The sequence below is a fragment of the Ferdinandcohnia sp. GQ5 genome (genome assembly GCF_059759275.1).
Map to the genome: position 1 here is coordinate 34,023 of NZ_JCAXEW010000022.1, position 19,310 is coordinate 53,332.

Sequence of the window (19,310 nt, forward strand, 5' to 3'; positions counted from 1 at the left end):
TACTACTTGTCAATATAAGTTATATAACTTATAATACTTTCGAGGTGAAAAATATGGCTGTTGATAAAGAGAAAAATACACAAGTACTTGTAACATTCCCTAACGAGATGCTTAAAGAAATTGAAAACTACTGGTATGAAAACAGGTTAAAAAATCGAAATGAAGCAATAAGAGAATTGATCACAAAAGGACTAAAAAAGACCTCTGAAAAGTAAATTCAGTGGCCTTTTTTTATGCCAAATTTAAAATGTGTTATGTCACTCTTTGTTCCAACAATTCATTAAGTTAATGTAAGACTTGTGCTTCTGACAACCCCATCCATTCCCTTAACTTTAAAAGTTAGTTGCGTGTCATTTGTCATTTGAATAACAAACCCTCCATTTTTCATTGGAACCGTGTAATTATCCAATTCTACTTCTAACTGTTGAATACGTGTAGCAACATATGGTGTACCTGTCACGATATACGATTCATTCAGTGAAGCACCTTTTAAGTCATAAAAGAATGATGTGTTGTTACGGTTATAAATGGTGCACCTTACACTATTCGGTAATGCGTTACCTGAAAAATCAGTGATTGCACCAAAACTTGATGTATAAAAATCAAACAATCGGCAATCCACTTCTGCCATAAATGTAACAATGTCGTTAAGTGTATTGAACTTTTCCCCTGTGATCGGGTTATACATTCCGTTCGTATTTATTCTTGGTGGATAATAAACGGTTAAATCTTTAGGGTATGTTAAAACAGGTGCAACCCCTTCTTTGAAGTCAATTGCTTCTTTGTGTTGAGAAAACTCTTCAAAAATAACGATTCCACTTGTCAATGATTCACTTTTTAATCTGTCAGAAGTGATAAACATTGAATAAATTTGGTTTTCGTTTGAAACATAAACACCCTCATTTTCTATTCGTGTTGCTGGAATACCATGAGCAACTAAAGTATTCATCATTAATGAAGGGTCTAATAGGGAGCTAGCTAAGGAATTTCCATTTTCATCAAACACCTTGACACCACTATATTCAGATGGAATTGGTGAGCCACTTGAATAAAATCCACCATATCCCCCTACGAAGAAACCATCTCCCACAGCTATACCTTGTCTTTTAGGGTAATAGTTTCTATAAGAAAATTGATCTCCACTATCCACAATACTGAATGTTAGTTGACCTTCTATTTGTGTAAAATCATTATTATATTTTGTGAAAACATTCCTATGTCCAATTGCGGAAACTGCAGGAGTGTAGTTTTCTATATAAAACTTTCCTTTGCGCCCTGTAAATTGAAATTTTAAATCAACATTGTATGTCATGTCAGCAATCAAGCGTGTTAAGTTAGATGGAAGATTTGTAATGTCATAACGTGAGATAACCGTTTCACTGTCACCTTTAAGATAGATATACCTTCTTCCATTTTCATAACCTACATAACACCCCTCACCATTTGCCGTTCCTGCTGAAAAAGAAGATTTATATTCCCCTGTCCCCCAATCATAAACGGACACCCAATGATGATAGTTATTTCCACTACCTTCTGTTGGTGCGAACACAATAAATAATTCATTGGCAACCTCATCAACATAAAAGCCTTGCGGATAAATATAGGAATATCCATTATTCGCAATGATTGTCGCATAATCAGAATGTCGTAAAGGTAACTCTAATTTAACTCGTTTTTTGTGTTGATTAAAAAATAGGGACTTGATATTATCCACCCTACCATCAACATTTCCTACTTCCTGCTCTGTTTGTGCCAAGAGCGTAGTATGCTCAACTAGTTTTTGACTAAATTCAGACTCTTTTTTATCCAGTCTAGCCTTTAATGTGTTGTTCGTTGTACCGTCTTTTTCAACTCTCGCTTGTGCAACTTCTGGTGCAGAATCACCCTTTGCAAATTGATCAAGTTGTGCTTGAATGGAGTTTTTCCATACTTGTAAATCAGATACTCTGTTAGCAATCTGATCTTCGATGTATGTGGATTGATCATTATCAATGTTAGGTTGAATATTCACTATGATATAACCATTATTCGGAAATGTTTTTACTTTTCCATTACTAAAGGTTACTTCAAACTCCGCTTTATATGTCCCTGCAACCAACGTGTCAGCATCTTTTAAAGTGTATTCCACCTGTCCAGCGCTAGCTGATTTAATCGTTGCTACAGAATCCGTAATAACTTTCTTACCTGTTCCCATTAAAAAACGGACGGTAGCACCAGTTAAGTTAACAGGTGAACCGTCCGCATAAACCAAAGAATAACTGATTGTATCTTTGGTGTCATTTCGTTTTAATTGTATTGTCATATCCTCACATCCTTTTTATAGTGAATAAAAACGAAAATCGAACGATATTTCAAAACTTCCACTCGCTCCTTCAAGTTGAAACTCATTCCAACCTGGAGCAAGTGTTATTAACTTTTTGTTCGTATTTCTAAAGATAGATAGTCCATTTTTAGTGGAGCGTATACCGTCAAGTTTAACGGTATCGTTACTTGTAGTTGCACCTGTGTAAGTCCACTCTTCATTTAGGGTTAAATTTTTCACCTTAAGATTTGTAGATGATCCTTTATAAGCAATAATCAATGACATATAACGAGGGTCTACTTTTATTCCATCATTGTATATCTCAAATGATGTTGTACTGTGTTTGTACTTAATCTCTCGACTGTTCGATATTTGAGCAAAATTCATAGTCAATGTGGTATCTACTGACTCTGCATATCCACTATCTGCAAGTAATGGAATTGTAGTTGTAAATGTGTGAGTGTTAATTCTGTCAGGCGTCCATTCCTCTGTGCATTCAACAAGCCACCTTTTCGATGATTGCTTTTCCTCACCTATATAAAAAGAGTTACCTTTGCTAAATAAACTGTACACTTCATCACGAACCACTAAAGAACCTTCATAGTCTACACTAGTAATTTTAAACTCTACTGCTAAAGGTCTAGGTTGCAAATCACGACCTAATGTAATAACTCCGCCTCTACCTGGTATGCTTTCTTTGGACACCACATAAGAAGGAGAGGGGATATTTAAACGCAAGCCAAACAATCCGTAATCATCTAAATTAATTAAATTTCCTTGTTCATCCCACATTTTTATACGGTTCATTTCCTCTCCCCCTTCATGTAAAGTGATAGTTCGGCTCTTGAGTTCATTTCACTATCAATTGTGTCAAATAAAATTTCACCAATTAAGTAATTGTCTAGATATACAGGTGCTGGCTGAATTATAATTTTGTTTTCCTGATTTTGCGGTTGCATTGTTGAAGCAATTGCTTTTCCGATTGAACTAAATACATTATGTGTCAAAGGAAGGATAGCCTCAGCCCCTGCTTCACCGACACCTTGTAATCCTGCTCTAGTGTTAAATATTGTCGGCTCTGTAAAAATCCCACCTAAAGCATTCCAATTTACCTTTAGTTTCGGAACTCCCTGTTCAAGCCACTTGATAGGGTTCATGCTACCACTAATACTAAATGTAGGCATTTTCAGTTTCGGCCATTTAAAACTGAAGTTGAATAATCCTTTTATCGTGTCAATTGCATTTTTAAATGCATCTCTGGCTTTGTTTATCGGATTCATTATTGCGTCTCGAATAGCGTTAAATTTAGACTTTGCAGTAGATAAAATTTCATCGAATTTACCTCTCAATTTACCCGCCATATTAACGACAACATCAACAGCTTTACCACCGAATGCCTTAATTACCTTAAATATCTTACCTAAGAATCCAAGTTGCAACAGTCCCCAAATAACATCTATAGCACCGGAGAATAATTGCTTGATTCCTTCCCACATTTTCGACCAATCGCCCGTAAAAAGGCCTGTGAAAATCTTTACCAATCCCATGATCATATCCAGAGCACCTGAAAACACATTTTTTATGGCATTCCAAGCGTCCTCGATAATAAATTTTACAACTGGCATGATAAATTCGATGATTGAAGCGATAAATCCGAAAGCATTTTTTACTGCTTGGGTAATTTGCTCTCCATTTTCAGACCAGAATTGTTTGAGATTATCTAGAATTCCTTTAATAAAGGAAATCGCATCTTCGAGGATTGGGACTGCAACCGACTTGATAGACTCAAAAATTCGCATGAAGGATTCGCCTATATTGCCTTCACCACTGAATAAGCCTTTTATATATTCGACATAGGTGAAAAATACACTCTTTACCTCGTCTATAATTGACATGATAAACGGTAATAGATTACCAAACTTAGAGATTACATTTGTATCAACAAAATCCACGAATGCTTGAAATCCATCTATAAGTGGTTGTACATTAACATTAGTTAACCATTCAGCTAATTTTTGAATCATCGCAACGGCTGGCTCTAGGATTGGCTCACCAAACTTAGCTTTAATATCCTCCCAAGCTTGTTTCAAGTTGCCTATTTGGTTTTCAAAACTGTCTGATTCCCTAGCCGCCTGTCCCAATGCTCCTGACAACTTATTACCATCTTCAACCATTGCAAGTAAAGTCAATTGCTTTTGTGCTTCGTCTAAATCTTTAAAGGATTTTCCATATAATTCATTAGCTTTAGCGTTTCGAGTTGTTTCTGTTGCAGAAATACCTAATGCAGCATCGTTTTCATAGTTACCCTTTAAAAATGATTGTAAGTTTTCCGATACTTCCTCGATTGATCGGTCATAAAATGCAGCACCATCGGCAGCGGCTCTAGTTGCTCTTTCAGTTAACGCAAGAGCGTCAGCAGTTTCCATACCAGTCGTTTTCGCAAATGCTGCTATTCCTGTAAAACTACCTTTTAATCGATTCGGTAACATTCCTGTCTCTTTTGCAATTTTTTCAAGGTTTTCTGTGGCATTCTTACCCACCCCGTCAAAAACCTGTTCAAATTGTGCTTGCATAGCCTTTGCATTTGCTGCTGATTTAACAAGTGGTGTTGCTAATAAGCCAATTCCAACTGCCGCTGTACCAGCCCCTACTGCAATTGCAGCTCCCCACTTAGCCGCTGTTTTAATCCCACTACCTAGTTTTTTTCCAAAGCCTTCAGCCTTTTTATCAATTTTTGAAATGGATTTTTCGGCCTCATCACTGTCAACAAATATAGAGCCAAACAGTTTAAAAATTTCCATCTATTCACCCTCCTTTCCAATTAAAAAAGCACTCTATATGAGCACTTAGAATTTATAGGAGTCTAAAATTTCTTTTACATTTGTTAATATTTCTTCCTCTGACTCATGCACGTTGTTATTTTCATTGACTTTTCGTGGCTTATAAAATTCACTGAAAGGAATAAAATCCTTTTCACCCATCCAAGGATATCTAGCACTATAAAGTTGAAATGCTCGCTCCTCTTCTATCTTTTCAAACGCTTTGTTTATAATCCCGATACCGTCTTCAACGTCCATGTCAAGAATGAAATTAATATCACCATAACGTGAAAAAAGCAGGTCATAAACCTCTAAATGGTCTACTTCCCTGCCAGCTTTAAAAAATTGGAGAGTCCTTTTTGCTCCTTGAATAAACTTATAATTTCAATCGTTTCTTCTATGGGCAACTCATTGAATTCCTTTGCTTTAATACCAACTAATTCGGCTAGAAAAGCATTAACTTCATTTTCTGCAAGGTGAAGGTTTTCTACGACTTTTTGAACCATTTGAATTCCCATTTGTTCTTGGGAAACACCTTTTCCTATTTCGAATTTGATGTTCATTTTCTTTAAAATTTTACTCATTTTAAAAACATCTGCTGTTTTAAGTGGACGCATTGTATATTTTGACATTAATTATTTCCCCCTATAGTAAAATTAGATCAAATAAAAAGAAGGAGCGATTAAGCCCCTGCTGTCTTTGGATAATAAATTGCAAATGGTGGATTGTCTAAATCAGATTCACCATAGTGTCCTTCAAACTCTAATGCAATTACAGCTTCGTTTTTATCTTGCATTTGTAAAGATAGACCAGTTGTATTAAGTGCATTATAAATTTGAATAATGACAGGTTCATCCACACCTGATTTTTTACCCACCCAAGTAACGTTATCAATGTAATCTGTTAACTCAATATTATTTTTAGCCGTGATAACATCAAAATTCAGATTGGTAGTAGTATCTGTTTGTGAAGTGGCTAATGCCTGTGCCAAACCTTCTTTTGTAACTTCGAGTACATTAGCAGTTAATTTCACTTCCCATGAATCAATAACTTGGAGACCCTTTGCTTTCCCTTTAACCCCATCAACTTCTAATGAACGAATTTCTGGAACAGCGTCAAATTGACCTCCTCCTCTTGTTGCACCTAATAATTTTCCTGCCGTTACTGCTGAATCGAATGTATCTGTTTCAATTTCGTAATTAATAAAAAATGCCCCAGCATCGAGGAGCAAGTTTTCAGCAGTTTTCGCTGTATATCCACTATAATTTTTTACCATTCAATGTCACTCCTATTCTAATTAATTCCTATCAAAATACCGTACTGAAAATATTAATTTTCTTCTTTTTATATGTGATTCCTTCTCATCAAGTGGAGGCAACCTATTCTCTCGATAAATACTAAACTGGATATTTTCATTCATGAAATGATAATGATTAAGCCCTTTCCAGATAACTGAAGCTAACGTTTCTATTTCTGTTGTATCTTCATTATCGTCCCAAATGTCAACATCAAGATTAAATACCTCTTGACCCTCATTATCGAATGAATTAGGTAAGTCAAATTCAATATACGGGAAAACAGTTTTATCAGTTGCTTGTTGGAATGATGATCTTGGATGGAAGGTTTTTAGTAACCTTGTTAACTCTGTTCTTAATTCAATCATCGTTCTTCACCATCTGGACTTTTATATTCCCCTTCGGATGTTCCTGCAAGAGATGGGTTTTCAGTAGAAATACCACTTAAATATTGGCTTTGTATCTTTCGGATTTCTGGTATATTGTTATATACAGTATTTCGCAATATCCCTCTTGCTGGTTGCCCTTTTGTACCTAATTCAGAATCCGCACCGTACCAAGAATCATGTTTAAAACCTATTTGTAAATCAGTCTCTTTCCTTCGAACCCAATATTGTGTACTTCGATAAATACGTCTACTCCGCTTCATTCCAGGCATTTTCTTCAATTCTTGAATCATCAATTTTCGAATAAACTTAGCGGTATCACGTAATGCTGCACGGGTTAATTCTTGAATCGTATATTGTACTCTATCCACATTCGATACGTATTCTACACCATCTTTTTTAATTTTAATTACGCTTTTAGGCATTGCCATTATTGACAACCCCCTCACAAATCAATTCAGTAAATTCACCTTTGTCATACGTTCTAATGATTTGATATTTCTTATTGTTAAACTCTAATTTTCCTTCACCATCATATTCAATAGATCGAATTTCAAATGCTAACTCTGGTTTTAATCCATTTGCTTGTGCTTGATAGAATTCACTCTGTCGAATAGATTTTTTATTTGTAAAAACCATTCGTTTATCGGTAACTGGTATGACATCACCCATAGCATTTTCTGTAAATGTTTCTGATAATAAATATAAAACATCACGCCATTGAGCCATTATAGTCACCAGCCAAACATAAATGCTGTTTTAACATCAGATAAGATTTATTGAGTCGTTCTGCATCTACATTTTCATAACCAAAGTTAGATTTACAGTAGGTTATAATTGCACGCTTAATCAATGGATCAGTATCACTATTAGCTAATAAAGGAGAAACACCCGATATAATTAAATCCATTCTGGCACTCTCAATTAAATCTGTGATTTCTTCGTCAAATGCTGAATTAGAAATACGCAAGGCTAATTTTACATCATTTAAATTCATAATTATTCACTCCTTCACAAAGGAAAAGGAGAACGAAATATTTCGTCCCCCTTAAACTACAATTAAGCAGTTGCCTTAACCAATTTAACGAATGCTTTTGGAAGTGCTGGTTTACCATCGAACATTCCTGCTCCTAAATACTTAAAGCTATTTGTATCAATATCAAATTGAGAAGTTACATTCACATCTTCAGGTAGATTAGCTTTATAACCTTCTTGGAAGTTTCCAAGGAATGCTTCGTGAAGAGTAATACGGTCATCGAGCATTACTGGATAACCTTGAATGAAATAGTTTTTACCTTCAGCAACAACGATTTTATTTTTAGAACTGTCTTGTAATGGCATAAAGTCTTGGAATAAAGTCTTTTTAGACATTAAGAATTTTGCTCCATCATCATATCCACCAGGTAATAGACTAACAAGATCATTTACATTTTTAGCAGTTAGAGAACTAGCAAGTGCAACTTCAACTGAGTTATCCGCATCCCATGTAATAGTGTTAATACCAGTAGCCTCACCTGTGCCAGTACCATTAATGATTGATCCTGTAATCTTTTTAGCAAGTGACTTACCAAGATTGTTCGCTAACCAGTTTTCAAATGCTTCAATTGACATTTTTTGTACTGATTTTGAAATTGTAAGTAGTTTAGTAATCTCATATCCAAATAAGTCAACATACTTAATAGTATCTCCAGAAGCAGTGATTGTAGCTCCTTCAGCGTGTTTAGTTGCATCTGCTACCACATCTTCTACAGGGATTTTCACTCCACCAGGTACACGTAATACTTCGATTTCAGCAAGTAATGGAGCATGTTGCTCAATCACTTCGAGGATGCGATTCTGTGTTACTTGTGGTACAACTGCACCTACACTTGCTTCAGCAGTTGTTAACGCACGTTGTTCTACTTCATTCAATTCCTGCTTTTGTAATCTCTTTAAAAATCCATTTCGATATTCTTTTGATCCTAATACGTTTTCTTTTGTAAATTCCATTTTTCTTTCCTCCAATTCGGGTTTAAAATCTTTAATTACTTCCACATCTTCTAGGTTTGTTACATTGTCAATAAGTGCTTTTCTCTTTTCAGCCTTATCTAAAATGGCTTGTCTTTCTTCTTTTAGGTTAGTAATCTCTGCTTCAAGTGTGTCTAAATCAGCACTTTCACCATCGATTTCCAATTTAATTGCTGATAAACGTTTATTAATTTCATTTAATCTCATTTAATTAATCCTCCAATTCTAATTTCAGTTTTAAAATTCTTTTTCTTCGCTCAAGCAACTCCTGCTTCTCAGCTTCAATCACTCCGTTGAAGAAAGATCGAGCGGATATTTCAGTATCTTCATTAGCTGGAATACTAACGGCAGATACGTCATAAACCTTTTTAACTTTCTTAATGATCCTTGTTCTTGTTTCTCGGTTATACTCTTCTTCAGCAACTGTAAATGCCCACGACATACGAGTAACTAGACCACTATCAATTTCCTCATATAATTCTTTACTTGCACTTGATTTACTTAAATCAGCGCAAACAAAAAGACCGTGATTATCGGTCTCTACAATTAACGTATTATTTGATTTTCTAGCGAGGACTTTTCCTTCGTGGTCATACTGTAAAATAACATCTGACATATCTGCACCAATTAGTGCATTTCTGTCAATCATTTCAAAATATTTAACTCCATCGAATTCGTACAACTCATAAGGCTTATCAAATGAAGTTGCATATCCTTCGACATAGTAATCTGTATCAAGTCTCTTCTGTTGTTCGGATGGCTGTAGAATCGATAGATTCCGATATTCCCTGTTTTTCACTATCGGCAATATTTTCACCCCCTTTATCTTGATCAAGTTTGTTAACCTCGGCATATTCTTTTCTGATGTATCTCTTATCACCATCTTCAACATGAGACATATTCCAAATGTCCATAACTTGATTTGTCGTTAAGATACCCCTATCAAATAATTGTGTAGAGACTTGTAATTTAGTATTGTTTGAAGCATATTGCATACGGTTAGCAGTGAATAGAATTTGATTTCCAAACGCTAATTCATTCTTAGTAAATGTCATATTAGACATGACCAGACTTAACTGCAATGCAAATGTTTCAATTTTCCCTTCATAAAACGCAGCCCATTCATTTTCGTTGTAACTATTCTGAAGTATCTTTTCATTAACTCCAAAATAGTTAAAAACGTTTGTTTGAATTAACTTCATTTGTTCGGCATCAACAATAAAAGGTTTGCTGTCTATTTGCTCAACTTCACTATATTTTTGATCAAACATCATGACACCGGTTGTATTATCAGCACTTAGATTATCTTCTGAAAACCTTTTTCTCTCTGCCTTAACATCCTCTGGCCTTAGTGATTGACCTAACTTCGCCATAAATCTAATCATAGCTGACTGCTTAATACCTTCTTCTATACCTTGTTTCTGAATATCCAAAAGTCTTAAAGTTGGCATTAAAGCACCATTTCCATCCCCAAAAAAGTCATCTTTATATTGATAATTTGTTAGAATACCAACCCTTGATAATTCAATTGCAGCTTTTTCCCCATTAGCGAATGTATACCTTAACCACGGTTCATTTCCAACTTGTACAACCTCTGTTCTATGTGGAAGTAAAGGATAATAGCCAACAATAGTTTGATAATCTTCACCATATAAAGGGACAATAAAAGCGGTTGTATTAACACTTAGTATAGTTGCTAATCTGTAAATAAATTTAGATGTATCCATATAAGGATTAGGTTTAAATTGTAATGTTTTCTCTAAATTCTTATAAGCATTTCCTTGAATTTCAGGTTTTAATTTACTCGCATGAGATGCAAATGCATGAATAGCAGCCCTTGTTAATTCCATTTCATAAAGTCCACCATTGTATGTTGTGAAAACTGGTGTATAAGCTGTCAATGTTTTAAAATATCCATTAACCTTTTGTTCCTGTGCTTGTTTTGGAAATAACTTATCTAATAATCCCAAATTTTCACCTCCTTTAAATCATGTTCATGTAATTATCATAATTTCGCTCTAAAACTATATAAGCATCTAGTAAACTTGCAACACCGTCTATCCTTCGTCTTTGATTACTTGTCTTAATCAATTTGATATTGTCATTATCATCAACCTTGATAGCGGCATTTGTTAGATTCCATTTGAGGATTGGATTATTATTGTAATTTATTTTCTTTGCTTCTAAATCTGCTGCAAATGATTTCATTGGAGAACTAAATGTTTTTGCACCTTGAATTACAGGCTCAACGGAATTTTTGCCGAAATTTTGTTGTAAATCATCAATGATGTACTGACTATTCCAAGAATCATAACCAATTTTATAAATGTAAATATCTAATTCATTTTGGACTTCTAAAAACCATTTAGTTACATCTTTATAATTGATTTTGTTACCGTCTGATATTCTCAATAAGCCCATATCAAGCCATTTATCATAAGGTATTTTGTCCTCATGAACTCTCTTTTCTAATGAGTCAGAAGGCAACCAATACATTTGTTTGACATATAAGGTTTCATCATCTCTAACTTTAAATATAACTGTTGCGCAAGTTAAATCAGTCGTTTCTGATAAGTCCAAACCGCCTATACCATATCGAGGTTTTAACTTTGCTAAATCAAATGTTTCTGTATTGTTTAGTTGGTCAAATGTTAACCAACTTTCACTTGAAGTTTCACGAATATTAAACTCTTTGCAAACGAGGTTTTTTACTAATGCTGGATTCGCCTTTGCTTTCTCGACTTTAGCGAGTAATGTCTTTTCATTTTTAATTGTACCTAGACCAGGATTAGCTTTTTTATAAGTTTTTGGGTCAAGCCATTCCTCACGCTTATCTAACTCATAAACAAACGCTATAAAATTTTCGTCTTTATATCCATCGGGGTCAAAATATCCATTAATAACCCTTTCAATCTCGTCATATTTCAGATCGTATAAGTCTTCTCTAATCGTTCCAGCCGTACTTGTGATAAAAATCAAAGGCTGTTCCCTGGCGGTTACACCATCTGCAATAATGTCGTATAAAACCTTCCCATTTTTCCATTGATGAATTTCGTCCATTAAAGCACCGGAAACATTAAGGCCATCCAAAGTATCGCTATCAGATGCCAAAGGTTTAAAAACTCCATCATTAAAATCACTTTGTAATTCAGCAACTAAAGTTTTAATTCTTTTCCTCAAAGTAGGTGATTTATTAACCATTCTTTTAGATTCTTGCCAAATGATTTTTGCTTGGTCTTTTTTTGTTGCTACTGCATAAATTTCAGCACCAGCTTCATTGTCACCAACTTGCAAATACAACCCAACACATGAAGCCAATAAACTTTTCCCATTCTTTTTACCAATAATCAGAATCGCTTCACGGTATTTCCTGTTCCCCTCAATATCAATAAATCCAAAAATTACAGCTAGCATTGCTTTTTCCCACAATTCAAGTATTACAGGTTTACCGCCCATCTTACCTTTACTGTGACGACAAAAGTTTTCAATGAATTCAATTACATGATTTGCTCTTGCATGGGAATAAAAAAACTCACTGTTATTATCAGTGAGATCATGGACTACCTTCTTATAGGTTTTATAAATCTTTTGACTTACAACTTCTTGACCACTTTCTATTAACTCCCAATATTCGAGAATGGGATTATAATCAGAAGGATATTTAATCATCCCTATCACTCACAAAAGTATCAAATCCATCATCATTTTCATTGTTTCCAGTAGGTTTTTTAGCAATATAATCACCTAATTGTTTCATGATTGATTGATAACTTTTATTCATTGCTATATATCTTCTTGATTGTGGACGTTCCCTCTCATATGGTTCTTGGTCTTTAGATTGAGTAAACATTTCATCATAACCATTTTCATCTAAGTCTTTTCTTATATCCTCAAGCCTTACACGAAGGTCTGCCGCTTCAACAATTAAGCCCTCAACAACCATTAATGTATCTTTTGGTAAGTCTTTATAAATTCGCCTTAGTCTATTTATTTCTTTTTTAACACGATCATCTTTTGTTAATTCTTTTTTACTCACCACAAATTCACATCCTTTCTTTTGAAAATTTGAGGTAGGGGTCTACAGAAAAACACCTGTATGTTGCGTTAACTTTTCCCAACGGTCTTTAAATTGTGTGTAATTTTGACACAATTAGGGGGAGTAGTTGTCTGAATTGTTTATGGTTTTAATACAATTTAATAAGATTTCCTTCATCATCAAACATTACATCTTCTCGTAATGCAGAATACTTTCTGAAAGTCTTTTTGTTATGACACTCTAAACATAAGTACTGTAAGTTATCATGGTTCAATGTAATGTTTGGATCATTAATATTCTCAGGTGTTAACTCTTCAATATGGTCAACAATATAACCACTGACACCACAGTTGAATTCACATATACCGAACACCTTACTGATGTATGCTTCCCTGCATTCCTTCCAAGCTTTACTATTATAGAACTTCTTAGCCCAAGGTTTAGCCATTACTTACCACTCAATTCCCTGATCTTTTCCCTAAACTCCATGTTATCAGTCATTCGTTGTAGGTTTAATTGTATATAACTTTGTTCCAGCATCATCAGTTTATGTTTTAGTTCACGTTGTTCTTGTTGCAATTCTTTTACTAAATCTTTTAATTCTACAATTGTAAATTCGATTGATTCATTCACTCTTCAACATCTCCCTTATGTTTTTAGGCAAACAAAAAAGCCCTCAAATTAATGAGAGCCTTAACTATATAACTATTTTAAAACTTGAATTCTAGGTTCCGATAACTCACTTAACTCAACATGCAAAGTTATTACCATTTTCCCACCTGTACCATGTACTAATTTAATATTCTTTAACTTATAATCATTACCATTTACAGAAATAGAATCACTGTTTTTTAATGCATACATGTACTCATTTAGATGGTCTATATTAGTATCTAATAACATTTCACCATCACAATATAACTTAGCTAAGATGCTATTCCCCATTCTTACACCCCCTTTCTTACCATATATTTCTACAAACAAGAAGGAATTTCCTTGTTATTTGTAGAATTTTGTAAAAAGAGGAGGTGATATTAATGTCTGAGAAAGTTACTGTTGATCCTAATCCAATTCAAAGAAATAAGTTTGATGTAGCAATTGAATTACTAAAAGTGCATACTAGCCGTAAAGTTGTCGCTGCTGAGGAAATAGAACAAGTATTTGCTAAGTATTATGCTCTTGCTTCAGTATGCGAACAAAAATCAGTTGAAGAATTACAAAACTTACTTAGTGATGAATTACTTGAAAAAATTGGACGATTTGATTACAACAACTCTTACTAAAAAAGCAAAAAGACAATTTCTATTTTGAGATTGTCTTTTTTTATGTATTATTCTGTTACTTTTTTATAAGTGTAGCCTAATATCACATTTTGTATTGACCTAGCACCTACACCTAACTCTTTCCCTTTTACTTTGTACCATTCAACTCGGCTACCAGCATACTTTTTAAACTCTTCTCTTAACTCTTGAGCAACCTCCTGAGATAATCGTACTTTATTCCAGAAACGATAACTTGAGTTTTGTTTGTTTCCTTTGTCAGTGATAAGTCTGAGGTTTTCAATTTTACAATTACGTGGATTTCTATCGATATGATCAATTTGTAGGCCTTGTGACAACCAAAAATCTTTTTTAGTTCCATAAGCAGAACTTAAAACAATTTCATGTTTATACATTGGTATTGTTTCACCAGTATCACTTTTAAGTTTAGTCATTAGATACTGACCGTTATCACCTGTACCTTTACAAAACTCACTATCTAGTAGCCATTTGTTACTCACTTTCGACCAAACTCTTCCTGAAGGTGTGTGACATAAGTACTGCGAAAACCCAGGTACTGGTGTCATTTCGTTTTGCAATCTTTGGAAATCTTTATCCATTTTACTTCCCCCTTGAATAATGTTGTATATTTTTTTGAAATACAAAAAAGACGATCACTAATCATTTAGTAACCGCCTTAATAGCCGACTTCTTTTATAAAATTAAGTATCTTTAGTTCTAACTCAGATGTAATGTATTTTCTGCTTAAAATCCTACAAACAGTCGATTGACTAATACCTCCAAGCCTCTCCCCTAACTCAGATTGTGTCAGTCCCTCTAATGTTTGATAGACTTTTAATTTGTCTATGTAGTCCATTTTATTTTGCATTTTTTATTCACTCCCTACTAAAAAAAATGAACAGTATTCATACGATTGACTGTTCAAAAAAGGGAGAAGTGTAGAGGTTGTATCCCCTACATTATTATTAGAGAGTTATATTACAAAAGTATTGATTTATGGTGTAAGTTTATGATATTATTAATTATTTAAACTGTTGTTTCTGCGTTCCTTTTCAATCTCTGCTGCACACTTGCGACATGTTGACTTGAAGCCTGTTTTATTACGAGTGTCCACACCGAAATTCACCAATGTAGCAAACTTTTCTTTCTCACATTTATTACATTTGATTTTTTGTGTACCAATCTTGGAGTTAAAATATTCATTTGCTATTGAACTAGCAATCTCATTTTCTATAACCTTTATAATATTCGCTTTTGTCTTTTTCAAATTGTATTTCTCATTTATGTATTGTACAATCAAGTTGTAAGGATTGAACGTACAAGCTTGCGTATAGATACTTTGTTCACTATGTCTATCTAAAATAAGATCAAGTATATCCTGGCCGATATCACTTAACTCAACTAATCCAAGCACACTTTCAAACTCTTGGAACAAATGGTGCAATGAAGTATCTACTCTCTCTTTATAATCATTATGTAATACGTAAAACAATGGTATGTATTCTTTATTTTTCTTGTCATAATCAACCTTTAATAATGCTGCGATATGTTCTTTATTACCTAAATCAAATGTATCTCCGATTTGACCATCAACATCTACATAAGGTGTTAATTGCTTTGATTTCCTCAATTTTACCGTTTTCTGCAACTGTTTCATCGTTTTATGGAGCATATATCCCATTTCATTATATTGCTGTCTCAACTCGTAATAACGCTTATTTGGACTATGTATACTTTCCTCAGATTCAAACTTACTTAACCATTGATTCTTTAATAATTGTCTGTCCTCTTTCGTGTAATCTTCCATATCAAATCCGTAAGTTAATCCAAATTGTTTCCATGTATCATAAGCTATTTTCAACTCAGGAAACTCATCAATCTTATCTAATAATTCTTGTTTTCGTTGTTTCCTTTTATCCTCTTCACTCAAGTTAAATGCTTTATCAGACTTAGAAATATAATCATCCACCATGTCTACATGAACTTCTAAACCTTTTTGCACCGTCCAAGGTAAATCATTAGAAACTGCATCATCAATAACATCTTGACTAAAGCCAATAATCTTTTTATTTTCTCGATCTTTTCTACCTCTGGCAACCTCATATCTTGACCATACATCATAATCTTTAAAACTCGCCTGTTCATAGTCGTTATACTTATCTAAAAGATAATCAGCTACGTTTGATAATCCAACAGAATAATAATTTTCTTCATCTCGTCTATCCGTTTTCTTTTTAACAATTTGCTTAGTAAAGTAGGTACTGTTAAAGAAATACGTTAATGCTTTCAAGTTAGCATTCTCATTTTGATTCTCCAGCAATTGCTTAATCAGTGTTAAACGATCATTAATCTCTAATTCCTTATTTCTGTTAACTGTAGTTTGAATATTTAATAACCCTTCTTGATATGTCATCATAAAATTACATTCTCCTTTTCGATTTGTATAATTTGATTAAATAGATAAAACTTAACATTAAGTATTATGTATATATAGAATGTTCGTGTTTTGATGTGAATCACTGAAAAATAGAACAAAAAATAACACCATTCAATTTTTCATTAAGTATGGTATGAAAATCCGAATATTAACTTGATATGTAAAACTCAAAACTTAACTATGTAAAAATTAAACCTAAACAACAAACTAACAATCCACCACAATTTGCAACTTGTTTGCTAATTGAATACTGAATCTATTTCCTGAATCTATTATGTATCTAAAATGTATCTATTCTGTATATAACTGTTAATCTTATTAGGGTTCAGATTATCGGGGAAAGTTTTTTCATTATCTCCGATTTTTATGTTAATTACGTCCGAAATATTTTTCATTATCTCCGATGAATTTTCATTATCTCCGAAAAAGTGAACTTAGGTTAAACAACTAATTTACTGCCATTTTTCATAGGAAACTCATCAATTTTATCGTGCCTAATTGTGTAGTGATTATTGTACTTAGTGAAGTAAATCATTTCCTTATCACCTACACGGATGTACTCGTTATTGTGGGTTAATTCATGTGCTTCAATTTTGACCAGTTTATGTTTTTTGAGTTTTTTATTGTATTCAATTACTGTTGTCTTGCTAATCCCTAAATCTAAAGCTGTAGTTTCTTCTGAAGGGTGTGCAAATTGTTTTTTAGTATCCTTTTCATTAATGTAGCTTTTGTAATAGTAAATTAATCTGACTCCAATATAACCAACAGCATTAATTACCGATTTATCTAATACATTTTTTGTGAGTTGGGTAAAAACTCTTTCCTTGTCTTTGTTGAGTTCTGGTATTACTTTAGGATCGATTGCTACTTCTACTGCTCCTTTTCTCGGTAACTTCTCAATGTTTGACAAGATAAATCCCTTATCATGTAGTCCATTAAATGCTTTTTTAAAGGTGTCATTATCACTTATCCCCATAAAATTCTTCATTACTTTGTGGTCAAGAAGATATACATCTTTTCCACCCGATAAGTAATAACCCTGAATTAGTTTAGCTAACAGAACAAACTCGATTGCATTTAATGATCTACTTCTTACTATTTCCGTTGGTATTTGAATTTTAAATTCCTTTGACATTATTCTTCTACTCCTTTGTATAAGTTGTTTAATTGATTAATAGATTACCTGGTTTGACTATGCTCAATTGCTACTTGATTAACTTCTTTTGAACGGTAATACAACCAAAATCTTCTGTCTGCATTGCTGATCGCTGTACAAATGTACTCAATGTTCTTGCGTTTTAACTTCCTGTGTAATTCCACATCATAAACGAATAGAAAATCCTTTCTTGTCATGCGTGCTCACCTCCCTTCAATTAGTTTGAAAAATTTTTTTAAAACTTGTTGACACCTTTTTATTTCCATGATATTCTTGTATCAAGTTAATAAATTATTAGTATGATATAATTTGATATAACTACGCATTAATTTACATTTAGGTGTTCATAGTCTATTTTATATCTTTATTTGAATTTGGCAAACCTTTTTTGTGAAATAATTAAAAAAATATTTTCTAGAGTCTAGATCACTGTATCTAGGCTGTTTTATTTGCTTTAAAATACCTGTTTTATTCAGAAGTTAAGCAGACCTTTCCCCACTCATAAATTCTTCAAAACGCTTATCTAAAATTCCATGCACAATCCGGTTAAAATAACCGAAAACATTATCAATCTTACTCTTACCTAGCTTCATGTTCCTAACAAGCTGTTTAAGGCTCTCACAAGCCAATTCAGCCTTATCTGAATCATTGTAATGGAAATAGTACTTAGTCACTTGTTTAACCACTAAATACAACTCCTCAATCGTTTTAGGATCATTGAAGAAGTACCCAGCTAATTCAGTGAATGCTTTTGGAACATTATTACCTGTAAATGTAGAATCAAGCGTAATTGTACGTTTAGTTATATTGTTGTTAGTTTTAATAGATGGATAGTTTTCTTGGTGGTTCAATTGTTCCTCTTTAGGTGGTTCAACTTGATTTGAAACAGGTGTCTCTTGTACTTGTGACTGATAAACATTAAACACATAAACACTGTGACCTTGTTTACCATTCTTAAATGTGTGATGCACGACTAATAGACCCAACTCTTTTGCTTTGTTGAGCATACGTTTAAAAGTCGAGCGTGAGATACCTATTCCTTCGTTATGAGTTGCAGAAACGAGTGTTTGAATCTTAGCATTACAAACACCTGGAGTGTGTGCAGAATAGCGTATAAGACGTTTTAAGGCTACTAGCTCCCCTTTAGTGAATTGTGGCTTAATATCTATCATCCATTGCTCTATGGAGTTATTAAAGTCTTTTAGTGAGGCGAATTGTGATAAATGAGTGTATTGTGTGATGTGTCCTGATTTCATGATTATCTCCCTTTAATGGAAGACGCTTGTCCAACCTTAAATTATCCATTGATTTAACATGGACAAAATGTTATAATTTATATATTGAAAATTGATTTTATAAGGTATGGACGTTTTGAACTTTGCCGAGTTCGAAGCGTCTCTTTTTTTGTCGTTTTTTAGACATGTTTATGGTATCTATTATATTCACTAGTGCATCACACCCTTTATCCTTAATAACTGAATTATGCTTCGTCACATTGGGCACAGTTATCAAAAGCAATATCGATACAACTAATAACACAATTAACATTTCCACAAGGGTAAACCCCTTTTGATTTTTCAGTTTCATCAACA

General features: G+C 33.5%; 24 protein-coding genes and 1 pseudogene. 2 read left to right on the plus strand and 23 right to left on the minus strand.

Annotated features, from left to right (window positions below):
* Positions 1-53: 53 nt before the first annotated feature.
* Positions 54-215 carry a ribbon-helix-helix domain-containing protein gene (locus tag AC6CHV_RS21985; protein WP_498079675.1) on the plus strand — a complete coding sequence of 54 codons (162 nt, stop codon included), beginning with the start codon at positions 54-56 and terminating at the stop codon, positions 213-215.
* Positions 216-280: 65 nt separating this feature from the next.
* On the opposite strand, the gene AC6CHV_RS21990 is transcribed toward AC6CHV_RS21985, so the two are convergent.
* The 17 genes from AC6CHV_RS21990 to AC6CHV_RS22070 all read right to left on the minus strand — a co-directional run bounded on the left by AC6CHV_RS21990 (position 281) and on the right by AC6CHV_RS22070 (position 13,790).
* Positions 281-2,302, minus strand: coding sequence for a BppU family phage baseplate upper protein (locus AC6CHV_RS21990; RefSeq protein WP_498079676.1), 2,022 nt, complete (start codon positions 2,300-2,302; stop codon positions 281-283).
* A gap of 15 nt (positions 2,303-2,317) precedes the next feature.
* Positions 2,318-3,109 (minus strand): phage tail domain-containing protein, encoded by a 792-nt coding sequence (locus AC6CHV_RS21995; RefSeq protein ID WP_498079677.1) that lies wholly within the window; start codon positions 3,107-3,109, stop codon positions 2,318-2,320.
* The gene (locus AC6CHV_RS22000; protein ID WP_498079678.1) at positions 3,106-5,103 is read right to left on the minus strand and encodes a phage tail protein; all 1,998 of its coding nucleotides are present in this window, start codon (positions 5,101-5,103) and stop codon (positions 3,106-3,108) included. Before AC6CHV_RS22000 ends, AC6CHV_RS21995 begins: the two co-directional genes overlap by 4 nt.
* A gap of 338 nt (positions 5,104-5,441) precedes the next feature.
* Positions 5,442-5,753, minus strand: a complete 312-nt coding sequence (locus AC6CHV_RS22005; RefSeq protein WP_498079679.1) for a hypothetical protein — start codon at positions 5,751-5,753, stop codon at positions 5,442-5,444.
* Between the two features lie 50 nt (positions 5,754-5,803).
* The gene (locus tag AC6CHV_RS22010) at positions 5,804-6,397 is read right to left on the minus strand and encodes a hypothetical protein (protein WP_498079680.1); all 594 of its coding nucleotides are present in this window, start codon (positions 6,395-6,397) and stop codon (positions 5,804-5,806) included.
* 21 nt (positions 6,398-6,418) lie between these two features.
* Entirely contained in the window at positions 6,419-6,784 is a 366-nt protein-coding gene (locus AC6CHV_RS22015) for a hypothetical protein (protein ID WP_498079681.1), read from the minus strand.
* Entirely contained in the window at positions 6,781-7,233 is a 453-nt protein-coding gene (locus AC6CHV_RS22020) for an HK97-gp10 family putative phage morphogenesis protein (protein ID WP_498079682.1), read from the minus strand. Before AC6CHV_RS22020 ends, AC6CHV_RS22015 begins: the two co-directional genes overlap by 4 nt.
* Complete coding sequence (locus tag AC6CHV_RS22025) at positions 7,220-7,531, minus strand: phage head closure protein (protein WP_498079683.1); 312 nt, start codon at positions 7,529-7,531, stop codon at positions 7,220-7,222. The genes AC6CHV_RS22020 and AC6CHV_RS22025 overlap by 14 nt, the downstream gene beginning before the upstream one ends.
* The gene (locus AC6CHV_RS22030) at positions 7,515-7,799 is read right to left on the minus strand and encodes a head-tail connector protein (RefSeq protein ID WP_498079684.1); all 285 of its coding nucleotides are present in this window, start codon (positions 7,797-7,799) and stop codon (positions 7,515-7,517) included. The genes AC6CHV_RS22025 and AC6CHV_RS22030 overlap by 17 nt, the downstream gene beginning before the upstream one ends.
* Positions 7,800-7,861: 62 nt before the next feature.
* Positions 7,862-9,016 (minus strand): phage major capsid protein, encoded by a 1,155-nt coding sequence (locus AC6CHV_RS22035; protein ID WP_498079685.1) that lies wholly within the window; start codon positions 9,014-9,016, stop codon positions 7,862-7,864.
* Between the two features lie 4 nt (positions 9,017-9,020).
* Positions 9,021-9,608, minus strand: a complete 588-nt coding sequence (locus AC6CHV_RS22040) for an HK97 family phage prohead protease (RefSeq protein ID WP_498079700.1) — start codon at positions 9,606-9,608, stop codon at positions 9,021-9,023.
* Positions 9,544-10,779, minus strand: a complete 1,236-nt coding sequence (locus AC6CHV_RS22045) for a phage portal protein (RefSeq protein WP_498079686.1) — start codon at positions 10,777-10,779, stop codon at positions 9,544-9,546. The genes AC6CHV_RS22040 and AC6CHV_RS22045 overlap by 65 nt, the downstream gene beginning before the upstream one ends.
* A gap of 13 nt (positions 10,780-10,792) precedes the next feature.
* A complete protein-coding gene (locus AC6CHV_RS22050) occupies positions 10,793-12,478 on the minus strand; it encodes a terminase TerL endonuclease subunit (RefSeq protein ID WP_498079687.1) in 1,686 nt (561 codons plus the stop codon).
* On the minus strand, positions 12,471-12,848 hold the full coding sequence (locus tag AC6CHV_RS22055) for a hypothetical protein (RefSeq protein ID WP_498079688.1): 378 nt from the start codon (positions 12,846-12,848) through the stop codon (positions 12,471-12,473). The genes AC6CHV_RS22050 and AC6CHV_RS22055 overlap by 8 nt, the downstream gene beginning before the upstream one ends.
* Positions 12,849-12,993: 145 nt before the next feature.
* Positions 12,994-13,293, minus strand: a complete 300-nt coding sequence (locus AC6CHV_RS22060) for an HNH endonuclease (RefSeq protein WP_498079689.1) — start codon at positions 13,291-13,293, stop codon at positions 12,994-12,996.
* Positions 13,293-13,478 carry a hypothetical protein gene (locus AC6CHV_RS22065; protein ID WP_498079690.1) on the minus strand — a complete coding sequence of 62 codons (186 nt, stop codon included), beginning with the start codon at positions 13,476-13,478 and terminating at the stop codon, positions 13,293-13,295. The genes AC6CHV_RS22060 and AC6CHV_RS22065 overlap by 1 nt, the downstream gene beginning before the upstream one ends.
* 72 nt (positions 13,479-13,550) lie before the next feature.
* Positions 13,551-13,790 (minus strand): hypothetical protein, encoded by a 240-nt coding sequence (locus AC6CHV_RS22070; RefSeq protein ID WP_498079691.1) that lies wholly within the window; start codon positions 13,788-13,790, stop codon positions 13,551-13,553.
* A 92-nt stretch (positions 13,791-13,882) separates the two neighbouring features.
* On the opposite strand from AC6CHV_RS22070, the gene AC6CHV_RS22075 reads away from it, so the two are divergent.
* Entirely contained in the window at positions 13,883-14,128 is a 246-nt protein-coding gene (locus AC6CHV_RS22075; protein WP_498079692.1) for a hypothetical protein, read from the plus strand.
* 47 nt (positions 14,129-14,175) lie between these two features.
* Here the strand turns inward: AC6CHV_RS22075 and AC6CHV_RS22080 are convergent, their stop codons facing one another.
* The 6 genes and pseudogenes from AC6CHV_RS22080 to comGC all read right to left on the minus strand — a co-directional run.
* Positions 14,176-14,724, minus strand: coding sequence for an HNH endonuclease (locus AC6CHV_RS22080; protein ID WP_498079693.1), 549 nt, complete (start codon positions 14,722-14,724; stop codon positions 14,176-14,178).
* Positions 14,725-14,801: 77 nt separating this feature from the next.
* The gene (locus AC6CHV_RS22085) at positions 14,802-14,993 is read right to left on the minus strand and encodes a hypothetical protein (protein WP_498079694.1); all 192 of its coding nucleotides are present in this window, start codon (positions 14,991-14,993) and stop codon (positions 14,802-14,804) included.
* Between the two features lie 150 nt (positions 14,994-15,143).
* Positions 15,144-16,541, minus strand: coding sequence for a hypothetical protein (locus tag AC6CHV_RS22090; protein WP_498079695.1), 1,398 nt, complete (start codon positions 16,539-16,541; stop codon positions 15,144-15,146).
* Positions 16,542-17,001: 460 nt separating this feature from the next.
* Entirely contained in the window at positions 17,002-17,697 is a 696-nt protein-coding gene (locus AC6CHV_RS22095; protein ID WP_498079696.1) for a hypothetical protein, read from the minus strand.
* A gap of 500 nt (positions 17,698-18,197) precedes the next feature.
* On the minus strand, positions 18,198-18,974 hold the full coding sequence (locus AC6CHV_RS22100; RefSeq protein ID WP_498079697.1) for a hypothetical protein: 777 nt from the start codon (positions 18,972-18,974) through the stop codon (positions 18,198-18,200).
* 178 nt (positions 18,975-19,152) lie between these two features.
* Positions 19,153-19,308, minus strand: a pseudogene (comGC, locus tag AC6CHV_RS22105) (competence type IV pilus major pilin ComGC); the annotation flags it as partial.
* Between the last annotated feature and the right edge of the window lie 2 nt (positions 19,309-19,310).